Annotated in this window: 11 protein-coding genes; 7 read left to right on the forward strand and 4 right to left on the reverse strand. The window is 64.0% G+C overall.

The genetic code is table 11. The features are described 5' to 3' along the window. Window positions 1-45 precede the first annotated feature (45 nt). On the forward strand, window positions 46-3,531 hold the full coding sequence (locus ACVWWJ_RS00600) for a hybrid sensor histidine kinase/response regulator (RefSeq protein ID WP_456966381.1): 3,486 nt from the start codon (window positions 46-48) through the stop codon (window positions 3,529-3,531). 17 nt (window positions 3,532-3,548) lie between these two features. On the opposite strand, the gene ACVWWJ_RS00605 is transcribed toward ACVWWJ_RS00600, so the two are convergent. Together ACVWWJ_RS00605 and acs are read right to left on the reverse strand one after the other, a co-directional pair. Beyond that, window positions 3,549-4,217: a response regulator transcription factor gene (locus ACVWWJ_RS00605; protein ID WP_456966382.1), complete on the reverse strand. Its 669-nt coding sequence runs from the start codon at window positions 4,215-4,217 to the stop codon at window positions 3,549-3,551. A 6-nt stretch (window positions 4,218-4,223) separates the two neighbouring features. Next, the gene (gene acs, locus ACVWWJ_RS00610) at window positions 4,224-6,164 is read right to left on the reverse strand and encodes an acetate--CoA ligase (RefSeq protein ID WP_159888890.1); all 1,941 of its coding nucleotides are present in this window, start codon (window positions 6,162-6,164) and stop codon (window positions 4,224-4,226) included. 164 nt (window positions 6,165-6,328) lie between these two features. On the opposite strand from acs, the gene ACVWWJ_RS00615 reads away from it, so the two are divergent. Then, window positions 6,329-7,822, forward strand: coding sequence for a hypothetical protein (locus ACVWWJ_RS00615; RefSeq protein WP_456966383.1), 1,494 nt, complete (start codon window positions 6,329-6,331; stop codon window positions 7,820-7,822). A 12-nt stretch (window positions 7,823-7,834) separates the two neighbouring features. Further along, on the forward strand, window positions 7,835-9,499 hold the full coding sequence (locus tag ACVWWJ_RS00620) for an MFS transporter (protein ID WP_456966384.1): 1,665 nt from the start codon (window positions 7,835-7,837) through the stop codon (window positions 9,497-9,499). Window positions 9,500-9,545: 46 nt separating this feature from the next. On the opposite strand, the gene mug is transcribed toward ACVWWJ_RS00620, so the two are convergent. Next, entirely contained in the window at window positions 9,546-10,061 is a 516-nt protein-coding gene (gene mug, locus ACVWWJ_RS00625) for a G/U mismatch-specific DNA glycosylase (RefSeq protein ID WP_159888896.1), read from the reverse strand. After that, complete coding sequence (locus ACVWWJ_RS00630; protein ID WP_456966385.1) at window positions 10,058-10,669, reverse strand: TetR/AcrR family transcriptional regulator; 612 nt, start codon at window positions 10,667-10,669, stop codon at window positions 10,058-10,060. Before ACVWWJ_RS00630 ends, mug begins: the two co-directional genes overlap by 4 nt. Window positions 10,670-10,774: 105 nt before the next feature. Here ACVWWJ_RS00630 and ACVWWJ_RS00635 point away from each other — a divergent pair, with 105 nt between their 5' ends. From ACVWWJ_RS00635 to ACVWWJ_RS00650, 4 genes are read left to right on the forward strand one after another with little or no spacing between them, the layout of a single operon-like run. Beyond that, window positions 10,775-11,794, forward strand: a complete 1,020-nt coding sequence (locus tag ACVWWJ_RS00635; RefSeq protein WP_456966386.1) for an HlyD family secretion protein — start codon at window positions 10,775-10,777, stop codon at window positions 11,792-11,794. Beyond that, window positions 11,791-13,287 (forward strand): DHA2 family efflux MFS transporter permease subunit, encoded by a 1,497-nt coding sequence (locus tag ACVWWJ_RS00640; protein ID WP_456966387.1) that lies wholly within the window; start codon window positions 11,791-11,793, stop codon window positions 13,285-13,287. The genes ACVWWJ_RS00635 and ACVWWJ_RS00640 overlap by 4 nt, the downstream gene beginning before the upstream one ends. 15 nt (window positions 13,288-13,302) lie before the next feature. Continuing rightward, complete coding sequence (locus tag ACVWWJ_RS00645; RefSeq protein ID WP_456966388.1) at window positions 13,303-14,769, forward strand: efflux transporter outer membrane subunit; 1,467 nt, start codon at window positions 13,303-13,305, stop codon at window positions 14,767-14,769. After that, on the forward strand, window positions 14,766-15,713 hold the full coding sequence (locus tag ACVWWJ_RS00650) for an aldo/keto reductase (protein WP_456966389.1): 948 nt from the start codon (window positions 14,766-14,768) through the stop codon (window positions 15,711-15,713). The genes ACVWWJ_RS00645 and ACVWWJ_RS00650 overlap by 4 nt, the downstream gene beginning before the upstream one ends. Window positions 15,714-15,718 lie beyond the last annotated feature (5 nt).

The following is a 15,718-nucleotide window of genomic DNA, read 5'->3' on the forward strand; positions in this document are numbered from 1 at the left end:
GCTAGGCCCTAGAATCGGAAGCGTGCAGAACGGGGAGCACTGAATGTGATTGCAGGCTGGCTTCTGCTCTTGGTAGCACTTGCTTACGTCGGCATGTTGTTCGCCATTGCCTACGTGGGCGACCGTCGTCCGCTTTACCCCCGCCAACCCCGGTTGCGACCGTTGGTCTACAGCCTGGCGCTGGCCGTCTACTGTTCGTCGTGGACCTTCTACGGCGCCGTCGGCACAGCGGCACGGTCGGGCCTTGCGTACCTGCCGATCTATCTCGGCCCCCTGCTGCTGTTCGTCTTCGGCTTCGGTCTGCTCGAGCGCCTGGTGCTGGTGGCACGCCAACGCAACATCACCTCGATCGCCGATTTCATCGCCGCGCGTTTTGGCAAGTCGCATGGGCTGGCGGCCCTGGTCGCGATCATTGCGGTGGTCGCCATCATTCCGTACATCGCCCTGCAGTTCAAAGCTGTCGCGATGTCGTTCGCCGTGCTCGGCGCGGGCAACTCGGCGTGGTGGTTTGGAGACACCGCGCTGTGGTGCGCGGCCTTGCTGGCTGTGTTTGCGATCCTGTTCGGTACGCGCAACATCGACGCGACAGAACATCACCACGGCCTGATGCTGGCCGTGGCTGTCGAGTCCCTGGTGAAGCTGCTCGCCTTCGTCGCCATCGGCGTGTACGCCTACCTGCATGGTCCCGGGCTTGCTCAGACCCTGCACGCGCCGGTGCTGCAGATCGAAAAAGGCAGCATGCCGCCGGGCTTCGTCGCGCAGACCCTGCTCGCCTTCTGCGCGATGTTCTGCCTCCCCAGGCAATTCCAGATCGGCGTGGTGGAGTGCGAAGATCCGCGCGACCTGCGCAAGGCACGCTGGTTGTTCCCGCTGTACATGGTGTTGATCTCCGCCGCGGTGTTGCCGATTGTCAGCGCGGGACTCGGCTTGCCGCAGGTGACCAATGGCCACGTCGACGCATGGGTACTGAACCTCCCGATCGCGCTGGGCGATAGCGGAATCGCCCTCCTCGCCTTCGTCGGCGGGTTCTCCGCAGCCACCGGCATGGTCATCGTCGCCGCTGTCGCCCTGGCGACGATGATCAGCAACGACCTGGTCATGCCCGCGCTGTTGCGTATTCGTCGACTCGATCTCGAACGACGTGGCGATCTTTCCGGCATCGTGTTGCTCGTACGCCGCATATCCATCGTCGTCCTCGCTGCGCTCGCCTACGTCTACTACCGCATCATCGCGAACGCCGAGAACCTCGCTGCCACGGGGCTCTTGTCTTTCGCGGCGGTGGCGCAGTTTGCACCGGCTATCGTCTCCGCCCTCTACTGGCGGGGTGCGAGTCGCGTCGGCGTGTATGTCGGACTCCTCGCCGGGTTTGCCGTCTGGGCTTACACCCTCCTCCTTCCTGCCATGACACGCGCCGGCTGGATGAGTAGTGGCTGGGTCGACAACGGACCCTTCGGCATGGGCTGGCTGAAACCGAACGAGCTGTTCCATCTCAATGGCTGGGAACCCGTAACGCACGGTACGTTCTGGTCACTGCTGTTCAACGTGGCCTGCCTGATCTTCATCTCGCTGCGTTTCCGTCCCAGTGTCGCCGAACGTCTCCACGCCGCCTTGTTCGTCGACCCCTATGTACGCAGTGCAACGGGCGCCGGCGACTGGAAAGGACGCGTGACCGTGCGAGACCTCGGCACGATCGCCGGCCGCATCGTCGGCGAACGCGTCACCGCACGTGCCTTTAACGAGTACGGTGAGCGTCATGGCGTGACGCTTACCCAGACGGACTCCGCCGACCGCCCGCTGATCCAGTTCACCGAGCGCCTGCTCGCCAGTGCTGTCGGTGCCGCAAGCGCGCGGCGCATTCTCATGGGTGCGCTCTCGGGTACCGGCCTCGACATCGCCGAAGCGATGGCACTGATGGACGAAGCATCCCAGGAGCTCCGCTTCAACCGCGAGCTGCTGTCGACCACGCTCGAGAACGTGTCGCAGGGTATCAGCGTCGTCGACGGCGAGATGCGACTCGTCGCCTGGAATCGCCGCTATGTCGAACTGTTCGATTACCCCGAAGGCATGGTTTACGTCGGCCTTCCCGTTGCCGACCTGATTCGCTGGAACGCCGAACATGGCGAGTGCGGCCCGGGTGAAGTCGATGAGCACGTCGGCAAACGTATTCGCTACATGCGTGCGGGCTCGCCGCACGTCTTCCAACGCATCCGTCCGGATGGCACCGTTATCGAAATGCGTGGGCGCGCGCTTCCTGGTGGTGGCTTCGTCACGACGTTCACCGACGTCACCGCATACAAATCCGTCGAGCAGGCACTCATCGATGCGAATGAAACACTCGAGCAGCGCGTCGAGGTACGTACGGCAGAGCTGTCCGAAGCACTCACGGCAACCGCCATCGCCCGACGCGAAGCCGAAGCCGCGAACGCATCGAAGACACGCTTCCTCGCGGCAGCCAGTCATGACCTCCTGCAGCCACTGAATGCCGCGCGCCTTTTCACCTCGGCGCTGCGTCAGCACCCGGGACTGGATACCGAAGCTGCCCAGCTCGCCGAGCGTATCGATGCGTCGTTCCGTGCGGCGGAAGATCTTCTGGATGCGCTGCTCGATGTGTCACGGCTGGATGCCGGCAGCTACCGGCCGGAAGTGGCACCGTTCGCGCTAGCCGACCTGTTCGACTCCTTACGTCAGCAATTCGCCGTGGTAGCTGAGCAACGAGGTCTGTCGCTACATGTCGTACCGACGACACTCTCCGTTCGTTCCGATGCACAATTGCTCCGCCGCATCGTCGCCAATTTCCTGTCGAACGCACTGCGCTACACCCGCTCTGGTGGCGTGCTTCTTGGCGCACGCCGACACGGCGACGAGATACGTCTCGAAGTGTGGGACACCGGGCCAGGTATCGCGGACGAACAGCAGGCACGCGTCTTCGGCGAGTTCCAACGACTGGACCGTCCCTCGCCATGGGGCGAAAAAGGACTGGGTCTCGGCCTTTCCATCTGCGATCGCCTTGCGGGCATTCTTCATCATCGACTGGCACTGCGGTCGCGCGTCGGACGGGGAAGTTGCTTCAGCATTTCAGTTCCGCGCACAGCGGCGGTTTCGCGTAAACGGGCGCCGGCGATGGCACGTCCCGGCGGCGGCGAACAGCTTCCGCTGACTGTGCTCTGCATCGATAACGACGAAACGATCCTCGATGGCATGAAGGCGTTGCTCGGACGCTGGGGCGTGGACTGCCGCGTCGCGGTCGACGTGGGCGACGCGCTCCACACGCTATCGACGACGCACGTGGATCTGATCCTCGCGGACTACCACCTGAGCGACGACATGGATGGTCTGGAAGCACTGCGCTTCCTCGGCGAAACCCTCGGCACGATCCCGCCTGCGGCGATGGTGACGGCCGATGGAAGCACGGAGTTGAAGCAACGGGCGCGTGCGTTGGGCTATCCCCTGCTGCACAAGCCGGTACGTCCCGCCGCGCTGCGCGCGTTGTTGGTAGCCCTGGCCAAACGCGCTGGCACCCACGCCGCGTAACAGCAAAGATCGCGTCCTCAGCTGTCTTGCGAGCTGGTTGGGAAGGCTTCGCGATCTACGTCGAGGTGGCTTGCCGCCAGCGCGACCTGTGTGCGATTGGACACACCGAGTTTGCGCATGATGGCGGTCATATGCGCCTTGACGGTCGCTTCCGACACCGTGAGTTCGTAGGCGATCTGCTTGTTCAGAAGACCTTCGGCAATCATGTTGAGCACGCGGAACTGCTGCGGTGTCAGCGACGCCACGCGCGCCGCGACATCGGCTTCGTCGGGCTTCAACTCGACATTGCCACCGACGAGCTTATGGGGAAGCCATACGTCGCCATCGAGCACCGCACGGACCGCTTCGACGATATCGTCCACCGCCGCCGATTTCGGAATGTACGCGGACGCGCCATGCGCGAGTGCGCGCCTGGCCACCTGCGCTTCCTCGTGGCCGGAGACCACGATGGTGGGCAACCCTGGATACTGCCCGCGAATATGCGCAAGGGCCGAGTAGCCGCGCGCACCCGGCATGTGCAGGTCCATCAACAGCAGGTCGGCATCCGGTAGCGACTCGATCAGCGCGAACAGCGCAGGCACGCTGTCCGCCGTGTGCACGGTAGCGTCGGGCAAGGCCGCGAGTACCGCGCGCTGCAAAGCGTCGCGGAACAGCGGATGGTCATCGGCGATCAGGACATCGGACATGGCGTACTACTTGATCAGTCGTTCTTCCACCAGGCTCTTCACCACCGAAGGATCGGCAAGCGTCGAGATATCGCCCAGCTGGTCTGGCTGGTTCTCGGCAATCTTCCGCAGGATGCGACGCATGATCTTGCCCGAACGTGTCTTCGGCAATCCGGGCGCCCACTGCAGGAAATCCGGCGCGGCGATCGGCCCGATTTCCTTGCGGACGCCGGCGATCAGTTCCTTGCGAAGTTCGTCGCTGCCGTTCTCGCCAGCGACCAGCGTCACGTAGGCATAGATGCCCTGGCCCTTGATGTCGTGATGGCAGCCCACCACCGCGGCTTCGGCCACCTTGTGATTGGCCACCAGCGCACTCTCCACTTCCGCCGTGCCGATGCGATGACCGGATACGTTGATCACATCGTCCACGCGGCCGGTGATCCAGTAGTAGCCGTCTTCGTCGCGACGCGCACCGTCACCGGTGAAGTAGTTGCCCGGGTAGGTCTTGAAGTAGGTGTCGACGAAACGCTGGTGGTCGCCGTACACCGTGCGCATTTGGCCGGGCCACGAATCGGTGATGACCAGATTGCCGCTGCAGGCGCCCTCTTGCGGCTTGCCGTCCGTGTCGACAATGGCCGGCTTGATGCCGAAGAACGGCAGCGTCGCGGAGCCCGGCTTGAGGTCGGTCGCGCCGGGCAAGGGCGTGATGAGGATGCCGCCGGTCTCCGTCTGCCACCAGGTATCGACGATCGGGCAACGACCATCGCCGACCACGTTGAAGTACCAGTTCCAGGCCTCCGGGTTGATCGGCTCTCCGACCGTGCCGAGCAGGCGCAAGGACTTGCGGGAGGCCTTCTTCACCGGCGCCTCGCCCTCGCGCATCAGCGCGCGGATGGCGGTGGGCGCCGTATAGAACAGCGTGACCTTGTGCTTGTCGACTACCTGCCAGAAGCGGCTGAAGTCCGGGTAGTTAGGCACGCCGTCGAACATCACCACGGTGGCACCATTGGCGAGGGGGCCATACACCACATAGCTATGGCCGGTGATCCAACCGACGTCCGCGGTGCACCAGTAAACGTCGTCTTCGCGCACGTCGAAGATCAGCTCGTGGGTCATGCTGGCGTAGACCAGGTAACCGCCGCTGGTGTGCAGCACGCCCTTGGGCAGCCCCGTGGAACCCGAGGTGTAGAGGGTGAACAACGGGTCTTCCGCGTTCATCGCCTCGGGCAGGCAATCGCTGGACTGCCCTTCCATCAGGCTGTGGTACCAGCGATCGCGCGGTGACTGCATGTTGATCGCGCCGCCGGTGCGACGGACCACGATCACCGTCTCCACGCTGTTGGTCTGCGGGCGAGTAAGTGATTCGTCCACGTTGGCTTTCAGCGGAACCTTCTTGCCGCCGCGGCAGCCTTCGTCCGCGGTGATGACCAGCTTGGCGCCGGAATCGGCAATGCGTCCGGCCAGGGAATCCGGCGAGAAACCGCCGAAGACCACGGAATGGACGGCACCGATGCGCGCGCAGGCCAGCATCGCCACGGCAGCCTCGGGGATCATCGGCAGGTAAACGATGACGCGGTCGCCCTTGGCCACGCCGAGGTTCTTCAGCGTGTTCGCGAACTTGCACACCTCGGCGTGGAGCTCGCGATAGGTCAGGCTGCGCGATTCGTTCGGGTCGTCGCCTTCGAAGATGATGGCGGTCTTGTCGCCGCGCTTCTCCAGGTGACGGTCCAGGCAGTTGGCGGCAACGTTGAGCGTGCCGTCCTCGTACCACTTGATGTACAGGTTCTTCGGGTCGTACGAGACGTTCTTGATCGTTGTCGGCGGCGTGACCCAGTCGATACGACCGCTCATGTCCTTCCAGAAGCCCTCGGGATCCTCGACGGACCGGGCATACATGCGCTGGTAGTCGTCCTTGCGGATATGCGCCCTGGCGGCAAAGGCGGGATCGACCGGGTGGATATCGGACATGCGTTCTTCCTGCGGATTGGCTTGTGGCTATGCCACGAAGTGTAACGTCGCGGCGCAACATAAGGCTGGGAGCCTGCTACGACTTTGGTCGAGGTTCGACCTTTGGCGAATGGATGCCCGGGCCGGGGTGTCACATGCTCGGCTCGCCAATGGTTGGGGAGACCATGATGAAGACGAACCGTTCCGGTGGCCGCAAGGCCATCGCCCTGAGTGTCGCCTGTGCCTTGATGCTGCCGATGGCCGCATTGCCGGATCTGGCTCACGCCCAGTCGAAGTCGAAGAAAACCACGAGCCACGAAGCCGAACTCGAAGCGCGTGTGAACTCGCTCGAGCAGCAGCTCGCCGAGCTCAAGGCCATGATTCAGGAACAGAAGGCCGAGACCACGCAGGCCACCACCACGGCCCAGGCAGCGCAAACACAGGCGCAGGCTACCGACGAAAAGGTGACCAAGGTCGAGAAGACCGTGGCCACCGTCCCGGCCAAACCCGCCTTCGCCACCGGCACAGCGCCCGGTGTCTCGCTCGCGCTGCATGGTTTCATCGACGTCAGCGCCTTCAGCCAGAACCGGGCTTACACGTACGGTAACGGCCAGAACGCCGAGTACCCGATCCCGTCCGACGGTGCGGGGCACGCCAACGGCCGCGTCAGCGGCGTCGACGTACGCAATACACGCTTCTGGCTCGACTTCGCCGGCGCCAAGTTCAACGAGAACTGGAACGGCAGCGGCCGCATCGAGATGGACTTCTTCGGCGGATTCAACGGAACAGGTGCGTATGCCGGCTCACAGCCCGAGCAGCGGCTGCGCCAGGCCTATTTCGATATCAGCAATCCGAACTCGGGTACGACGATCCGCGTCGGCCAGATGTGGGACCTCATGTTCCCGCTGGATTACATCCCGCAGTCGCTCTCGCATATCGCCTTTCCGCTCGGTTACGGCAGCGGCGTGATCGGCTGGCGCTTCCCGGGTGCGATCTTCATGCAGGACCTCAACCACGGCGCCGAAGGCACCAAGTGGCGCCTCGATGTCGCCGCGCTGCAGGGCAGCTGGAATGGCCGTGCCGGCGGCACCGATACGAACAACTTCCTTACCCAGGGTAACGCCGGCTTCAGGCCGCAGTTCGAAGCGCGCCTGACGGCGAAGGGCGGCAACTGGGCGGCGTTCCTTGCCGGTCACTACAGCAAGATCGATCTGAGCGGTGTCGAGGGCAACAACCCGACCCCGATCAAGAAGAACCTCTCGAGCACGGCCGTCGAGCTCGGTGGCATGTGGACACCCGGTCAGTTCATCCTCAAGTCCGCGGTGTATTCCGGCAACGCTATCGGCGAGATTTTCGGCAACCTCTCGCAGTTCGGTGACATCAAGGAAAAGGGCGGCTACCTGCAGGCGGGCTACAAGTTCGACTCGCACTGGACCCTTTATGGCTTCGCTTCCGTCAGCAAGCCCGACACCGACGACGTGCTTCGGTGGCGTGCCGCCAATACCGTCGGCCTGCTGAAGAACCGCCAGACGGCGGGCAGCCTGCAGTACACCACCGGTCCCTTCGACTTCAGCCTCGAATTGATCCACTCCAACCTCGACTCGACCACCGTCAACGGCCTCGGCCGCGAAAAGACCTCGGGTAACGAACTCACCCTCAACGGTATGTACCGGTTCTGATTGGAGAGCACCATGGCGACTACGGCTAGCGGCCTTCGCGCCGACGGCACCATCGGAACCAGCCACCGACGCGTGATTCTCGCGTCGAGCCTGGGCACGGTTTTCGAATGGTATGACTTCTACCTTTACGGCTCGCTTGCCGCGATCATCGGCAAGCAGTTCTTCACCGGCCTGAACGAGACCAGCCAGTTCATTTTCGCGCTGCTCGCCTTCGCCGCCGGTTTCGCGGTCCGTCCGTTCGGTGCCATCGTGTTCGGACGCGTAGGCGATCTGATCGGCCGCAAGTACACGTTCCTGATCACCATCGTCATCATGGGTACCTCGACCTTCCTGGTCGGTGTGTTGCCCGGTTACACAACGATGGGTGTACTCGCGCCGGTGCTGTTGATCCTGCTTCGACTGCTGCAGGGCCTTGCGCTCGGCGGTGAATACGGTGGCGCAGCGACGTACGTCGCGGAGCACGCACCGCCGGGCAAGCGTGGCCTGTATACGAGTTTCATCCAGATCACGGCGACCTTCGGCCTGTTCCTCTCGCTGCTGGTCATCCTGGGCACGCGTCTGGGCCTGGGCACCGAGAGCTTCGAAGCCTGGGGCTGGCGTATTCCGTTCCTGCTCTCCTCCATCCTGGTGGGCGTGTCGGTCTACATTCGCATGCAGCTGCATGAGTCGCCGGTGTTCCAGCAGATGAAGGCCGAGGGCAAGCAGTCCAAGGCGCCGCTGACCGAAGCCTTCGGCCAGTGGAAGAACCTTCGCCTGGTGATCCTCGCGCTGCTCGGTGCCACGGCCGGCCAGGCGGTGGTCTGGTACACGGGGCAGTTCTACTCGCTGTACTTCCTGACCCAGAGCCTGAAGATCGATGGCACGACAGCGAACCTGCTGATCGCCGCCGCCCTGCTCATCGGCACGCCGTTCTTCGTCTTCTTCGGCTGGTTGTCGGACAAGGTGGGACGCAAGCCTGTCGTGCTCACCGGCTGCCTGCTGGCGGCGCTGACGATGTTCCCGATCTTCAAGGGCCTCACGCACTTCGGCAACCCGGCGATCGAGACCGCGGCGGCAACGGCACCGGTGGTGGTTACCGCGGATCCGAACGCCTGCTCGTTCCAGTTCGATCCGGTCGGCAAGAAGACCTTCACCAGCTCGTGCGATGTCGCCAAGAGCGTGCTGGCGAAGAAGGGCATTCCGTATACCAACGCGGCGGCGCCAACCGGCACGCTGGCCACGGTGAAGATCGGCGACGAGGTGATCGAGTCGTTCGAAGGCGCGGGACTGGAAAAGGCGGACTTCACGGCGAAGAGCAAGGATTTCACCGGCAAGGTCGGCGCGCAGGTGAAGACCGCCGGTTACCCGGAGAAAGCGGACCCGTCGCAGTCGAACTACCCCATGCTCATCGTGCTGCTGGCGATCCTGGTGCTCTACGTCACGATGGTCTACGGGCCCATTGCCGCATGGCTCGTGGAGATGTTCCCGACGCGCATTCGCTACACGTCCATGAGCCTGCCATATCACATCGGTAACGGTTGGTTCGGCGGCTTCGTCCCGACCATCGGCTTCATGCTGGTCGCGTGGAAGGGCGACATCTACTACGGACTCTGGTATCCGGTCGTGGTGGCCCTGATGACGGTCGTGATCGGTCTGTTCTTCGTACGCGAAACCAAGGACGTCCCGCTCGACCATTGAGGGCGGCTTTCCAGCGGTGGTGGGTGTGTCATCTGTGGGAGCCGCTTCAGCGGCTCCCACATACGGCGACATGCAACTCGCGATAAGCCTCGACGAGTTGCTCCAGCGTAAACGCGCGATTCCTTCCGCTGGGGTTTGGTAGTACCCACACCGTGGCACCCTGCAACGCGACCGGCTGTCGTCCCCAGGCAAGATCACGGGTACTCGTAAGCGCCGCGTATGCCGCCTTGCCGAGAAACGCGACGACTCGCGGTGCATACGTCGCGATCTTCTGCTCGAATCCCACAGCGGCATCCACGAAGTCTCGTCTCGACAACTCATCGGCACCAGCCGTGGGCTGCCCGACCACGGTCGTCAGGCCGTATCCGTAGTCGAGCATGCGACGGCCCTCTCCAGGTGAGAGCTGTTCAGGCGTGAAGCCGGCCAGATACATAACTCGCCAGAACCGGTTCGATCGCCCTTCGAAATGGTGTCCCGTCGCAGCTGCCGCCAAACCAGGGTTGATGCCGCAGAAGAGCACGGACAACCGCGCGGCAATGACGTCGGGCAGCCCGGCGTTCATCCGGTAATGACACCAACCGCCTTCAACGCGAGTTTGCGGAGCTCGTCGCGCGAACTGCCGGCGCGTGCGCGAATGGCGATGGTATGCATCGTCGCGGAGACAAGCATCGCAAGCGCCTCCACGTCCGCGCCCGTCTTCAGTTCACCGGCGTCACGCGCCTCGCGGAGCCGCGTTTCGAAATCCGCATCGAGCTTGCGGAAGCCTCCGGTGACGACGTCCTGGATCTCCGCATCGCCGAGCGCCTCGGTGATGGCCGTGCCGACGACGAAACAGCCACGGACGTGCTCGTCACCGGAGAAGTAGATGTCCAGTGCAGCGTCGTAAACACGCATGAGCACATCGGGCAGGGTGCCGGGGCCGGCCAGCGCGACCTTCATGACGGCGAACTTGATGCCCCAGTAGTCGGCCAGGGCGCGCATGTAGATCGCGTGCTTGTCGCCGAAGGCGGCGCGAAGGCTGGGCCGGTTCATCCCGGTGGCGGCTGAGAGGTCGTCGAGGGACGTCCCGGAATAGCCGGCTTTCCAGAACGCATCCGCGGCCTTGCGCATGGCCACGTCGGGTTCGTAAGCGCGAGGCCGCCCACGCGGCCGTTTCTCGGTCTTTTCCATTTTTGTACCACCGTGCATAAAAACCCTTGAAGTCGGGTCCTGCGGAACATATTATACGAACCTGCACAAAATTCAATTCCCTTCGTATTCACGGGTTTCGCCTCTATGAACAGCCAAAAGCTCCGCTGGCCCCTGATGGCCGCGCTCCCCCTCCTGATGATCGGGCTGGGCGGCGCCCGGTACCTGAGCAGCCGGGGTGCGGTCGAGACGGACGACGCGTTCGTCCGCGCGGCGAGGGACTCGATCAATGCACGGGTCTCGGGCCAGGTGGTGGACATCGCCGTCAAGGACAACCAGCGCGTCCACAAGGGCCAGCTCCTGTTCCGCGTTGACCCCCAGCCCTACCTGATCGCCGTCGAGCAGGCGGAAGCCCGGCTGGGAACCGCGAGACTCCAGGTCGAGGCATTGAAGGCGACGTACCGCCAGCAGCTGGCGGAACTGCAGTCGGCGAAAGAGTCCGCGGAGTTCGACAGCAAGGAATACGACCGCAAGAAAGCGCTTCTCGCCTCCGACTTCGCTTCGCGCTCGTCCTATGAGCGCGCCGATACCGATGTGAAGGTGGCCCGCCAGCACATCGCCGCCGCGCAGCAGGCGGTTTCGAACAGCATCGCCGGCCTCAACGGGGATCCGGATATCGACGTGAACCAACACCCCACCGTCCTTGAAGCGAAGGCGCAGCTCGACCGTGCCCGCCTCGACCTTTCGTACGCGGATGTCGTCGCGCCGGACGACGGCATCGTCGCCCGCGTGGACGATCTTCAGGTGGGTGACTTCGTCAACGGCGGTACGACCGTGTTCTCGATGATGTCGAGCCGTGATGTCTGGATCGAAGCCAACTTCCGCGAAACCGGACTGACCCACATGCGCACCGGCCAGACCGCGACCATCGAGGTCGACGCGTACCCGGGCCATCCCTTCAAGGCCCACGTCGTGAGCATGAGCCCGGGCACGGGCTCCGAGTTCGCCGTCCTGCCGCCCGAGAATGCGACGGGTAACTGGGTCAAGGTAGTGCAGCGCCTGCCTGTACGCCTCGAACTCGAAGCGATCGATCCGAAGTGGCCGCTGTACTCAGGTATCAGCGTGACCGCCCAGGTCGATACGCACAGCGAGCCGGCCAGCCCATGAACACGGTGCCCGCTCCGCACAGCACGCCGGGCGTGCACCGCGTCCTGATCGCCGCGGGAATCATCGCCACCTTCCTTTCGGCCGTGAACATCTCCATCCCCAATGCCGCGTTGCTGCATATCCAGGGCGGGCTGTCGATGTCGGACGACGAGGTGGGCTGGATCTTCTCCTCGTATATCGCGGCCAGTGCGATCGTCATGCCGATGACGCACTGGCTGGCTGGCCGGTTCGGCCGGAAGGCGATCTTCCAGGTGTCGATCGCGGTGTTCGCGCTTGCCCTCGTGCTCGTCACCCTCGCCACCACCCCGCTGCAGTTCGTCGCGGCGCGTGTTCTCCAGGGTGCGGCGAGCGCCACGCTCGCGCCGCTGTCGATGGCGATCCTTCTCGACGAGCTGCCGCCGCTGCGTCATGGGCACATCGGCATCGTCTGGGCGGTCACCGCCCTGGTCGGCATCCTCAGCGGACCGGCTATCGGCGGCTACCTGAGCGAGTTCCACGGCTGGCAGAGCATCTTCTACGTGAGCCTGCCGGTGACCGTGCTGGTCTTCGTGGCGATGGCGCTGTTCCTGCGCGAGAAGAAGGCCGAAAAGAGTCCGCCCTTCGACTTCTTCGGCTTTGCCACGTTCACCCTCGGCATCGCGGGACTGCAGATGTTCCTCGACCGCGGCGAACGCCTGGAGTGGTTCGCGTCGACGGAGATCTGGATTGAAGCGATCGTCGCGATGCTGGGCTTCTATCTCTACATCGTGCACGTGATGACGAAGGATGTTCACTTCCTCAACCGCGCCATGTTCAAGGATCGCAACTTCACGGTGTCTGCGGCGATGTACTTCGTGTTCGGCTTCGTTCTCCTGCCGACGCTGGCGCTGACCTCGCCCATGCTCGAGGAACTGCTCGGCTACCCTGCCGACACCGCGGGTTATCTCGCGCTACCCCGTGGGGCGGCGCTCGTCGCAGGGTTGCTTCTTACCTGGCGCGTGCCGAAGTGGGTCGACAACCGGCTCTTCATCGTCGCCGGCATGGCCCTGGTGGTCTACGGCAACTGGCGGATGCTCGGCTACTCGGCGTTGATGGACCGCTGGCCCGTGGTGATCGCTGGCGTGGTGCAGGGCGCCGGACTGGGCGTGCTCATGCCTGCGCTCACGCGTGCGGCTTTCAGCACGATCAGCCCGGCACTTCGTGCGCAGGCCACGGCCTTCTACAACCTGTCGCGTCTGTATGGCAGCACCATCGGCATCTCGATCGTGCAGGTGTACTTCTACAACAACACGCAGGCCGTCCACCTGGCGCTGGCGAAGAACGTGCGCGCCTACGGAGCGGTCGCCGACGCTACCGGCGCGCTGTCCGGCGCCCACCTCGCACAGCTCAACGAGCTGGTCACGGGGCAGGCGGCACTCATCGCACTCATCGGCCAGTTCAAGCTGCTGATGATCGCAATGATCGTCATCAGTCCACTGGTCCTCCTCCTCCACAAACCGCGTTCGGCCCACTGACTCCCGGAGTCAATCATGAAACTCATCAAGACGGTTCTTGCTGCGTCCACCTTTGCCCTGTTAGCGGGTTGCATGGTCGGGCCGGATTTTCAGAAGCCGGGTGCTCCTGCCTCGAAGCACTACGACATGCAGGCGGAGAAGGCGCTGGCCAGCGGCGCGCAGCGCATCGATTTCGATAACAGGATCGACGGCGAATGGTGGGCCCCGTTCGGCTCTCACAAGCTGGACGACGTGATGCGCAAGGCTATCGATGGCAATCTCGGCCTGGAAGCCGCGGATGCCACGATTGCGCAGGCAAACGAAGCCGTGACATCCGTGGCTGGCGCGTTGAGCCCGCAAGTGGACATCGGCGCCCAGGGCGGACGGCAGCGCGCCACCGGCGCCACGGGCTTCGGTACGTCCAACTTCTACGCCGTCGGACCGCGGGTGAGCTTCGACCTCGACCTGTTCGGCGGAACGAAGCGTCGCGTCGAAGAACAGACCGCGCTGGCGGACATCCAGCGCCACCGCTTCGACGCGGCTTACCTGACCGTCACCGGCGACGTCGCCACCCAGGCACTGTCGCTCGCGTCCGCGCGTGCGCAGCTGGCGGCCGTGGAAAGCCTTCTGGCCAACGACCGCAAGAACCTGGATCTGGTGCGGACCGCGCACCGTTATGGCAGCGCGACCCAGGTCGATGTGGCGACGGCGATGACCCAGCTGGCACAGGACGAAACCCTGCTCCCGCCGCTCGCCCAACAACGCGACAGCGCGGCGCACGCCCTCTCCGTGCTGGCTGGCAAAGGCCCGGCTGATTGGACACCACCCGACTTCGATCTCGCCGACTTCGCCCTTCCGAGCCGCCTGCCCGTGACACTTCCCTCGGACCTCGCACGCGAGCGCCCCGACATCCTCGAGGCGGAATCGCAGTTGCATGCCGCAAGCGCGGCCATCGGTGTGGCGACATCCGACCTGTATCCGCACGTGAGTCTCTCGGGAGCGCTCACGCGTGTCGGGCCGGCGCCCGGTATCGGTACGCTGTGGGGCCTGGCCGCTGGCCTTACAGCGCCGATCTTCAACGGCGGCACGCTCAAGGCGAACCAGCGTGGCGCCGTCGACGGTTACAAGGCCGCGCTGGCAACCTACAAGCAAACGGTGGTCACCTCACTCGGCCAGGTGGCGGACGTACTCCAGGCGATCAACCACGACAGCGAGGAGTCAGCGGCGCAGGACCGCGCGCTCGCGGCCGCCAGCCAGAGCCTCGACCTCAACCGCGCCGGCTACAAGGCGGGCGAGACCGGCGTGCTGCAGGTGATCGATGCCGAACGAAGTTACCAGCGGGCCCTGATCGGCCAGATCCAGGCGAAGACCGCGCAATACCAGGACACCGTGCAGCTATCCATCGCACTTGGCGGCAATTCCGACGAAGCTTTCCAGCGGCGGGCGGCGTACCGTGACGAGCGATCTGTGGCTGGTGACCCTATTAACGGAGGAAAACCATGAGCGCCCTTGATACGTTTCGTCATACCACCATCCCGCTTGCCCACGGCACGGGATCCATTCCGGCTGTCGGCTTCGGCACACTGATTCCCGATCGCGAGAAAGGTCGCGCCGCCGTCAGGACGGCACTGGAGGTTGGGTTCCGCCACCTCGACGCCGCCGAGGCCTATCGCAACGAGGACGTCGTTGGCGATGTGATCAAGGAGGCGCTGGACAAAGGCGTCCTGAGTCGCGAACAGCTCTTCGTGACGACCAAGCTGTGGAACAACAACCACCGCCCCGAGCGGGTGAAGCCCGCGCTCGAAGCAAGCCTGCGCCGCCTGCAGGTCGATTACGCGGATGCCTACCTGATCCACACGCCGTTCGCGTTCGCGCCCGGTGACGATCAGTACCCGAAGGAAGCCGACGGCAAGCCGGCGTACGACAAGGGCATCACCTTGCTCGATACGTGGCGAGCGCTGGAGGAGCTGGTCGACGCTGGCCTGGCCAGGGCGATCGGGCTCTCCGACGTCAAGCTGGACACCCTGAAGGAGATCGTCGCGAATGCGCGCATCAAACCGGCCATCGTGCAGGTCGAATCGCACCCGTATCTTCCCGAGTGGGAGTTGCTGGACTTCTGCAAGGCCAACGGCATCGTGTTGCTTGCCTTCGCTCCGCTGGGTCATGGCATGGAGCCGAGCATCCACGATGATCCGGTGCTGAAGGCCATTGCGAAACGCATCGGCGAAACGCCGGCGCATGTTGCACTGGCGTGGGCCGTTCAGCGCGGCACCGCGTTCCTCACGACCTCGACGAACCCCGACCACATCCGCGAGAACTACGAGATCTCGCCGATACCCGACGATGCATTGCGGGAGATCCGCGAAGGTATCACGACGAATATTCGCCTGAACGATGTCGTGCATACGGGGCTGCCCGGGTTTATTCCGCGAGAGAATCGCAAGTAAAAGGC

This window comes from Luteibacter sp. HA06 (genome assembly GCF_054061215.1).

Coding starts and splice junctions, on each gene's coding strand:
- ACVWWJ_RS00630 (WP_456966385.1), bottom strand. CDS start 10,669: ATGGAAAAGACCGAGAAACGGCCGCGTGGGCGGCCTCGCGCTTACGAA.
- ACVWWJ_RS00650 (WP_456966389.1), top strand. CDS start 14,766: ATGAGCGCCCTTGATACGTTTCGTCATACCACCATCCCGCTTGCCCAC.
- ACVWWJ_RS00620 (WP_456966384.1), top strand. CDS start 7,835: ATGGCGACTACGGCTAGCGGCCTTCGCGCCGACGGCACCATCGGAACC.
- ACVWWJ_RS00640 (WP_456966387.1), top strand. CDS start 11,791: ATGAACACGGTGCCCGCTCCGCACAGCACGCCGGGCGTGCACCGCGTC.
- ACVWWJ_RS00635 (WP_456966386.1), top strand. CDS start 10,775: ATGAACAGCCAAAAGCTCCGCTGGCCCCTGATGGCCGCGCTCCCCCTC.
- ACVWWJ_RS00645 (WP_456966388.1), top strand. CDS start 13,303: ATGAAACTCATCAAGACGGTTCTTGCTGCGTCCACCTTTGCCCTGTTA.
- acs (WP_159888890.1), bottom strand. CDS start 6,164: ATGTCCGATATCCACCCGGTCGATCCCGCCTTTGCCGCCAGGGCGCAT.
- mug (WP_159888896.1), bottom strand. CDS start 10,061: ATGAACGCCGGGCTGCCCGACGTCATTGCCGCGCGGTTGTCCGTGCTC.
- ACVWWJ_RS00615 (WP_456966383.1), top strand. CDS start 6,329: ATGATGAAGACGAACCGTTCCGGTGGCCGCAAGGCCATCGCCCTGAGT.
- ACVWWJ_RS00605 (WP_456966382.1), bottom strand. CDS start 4,217: ATGTCCGATGTCCTGATCGCCGATGACCATCCGCTGTTCCGCGACGCT.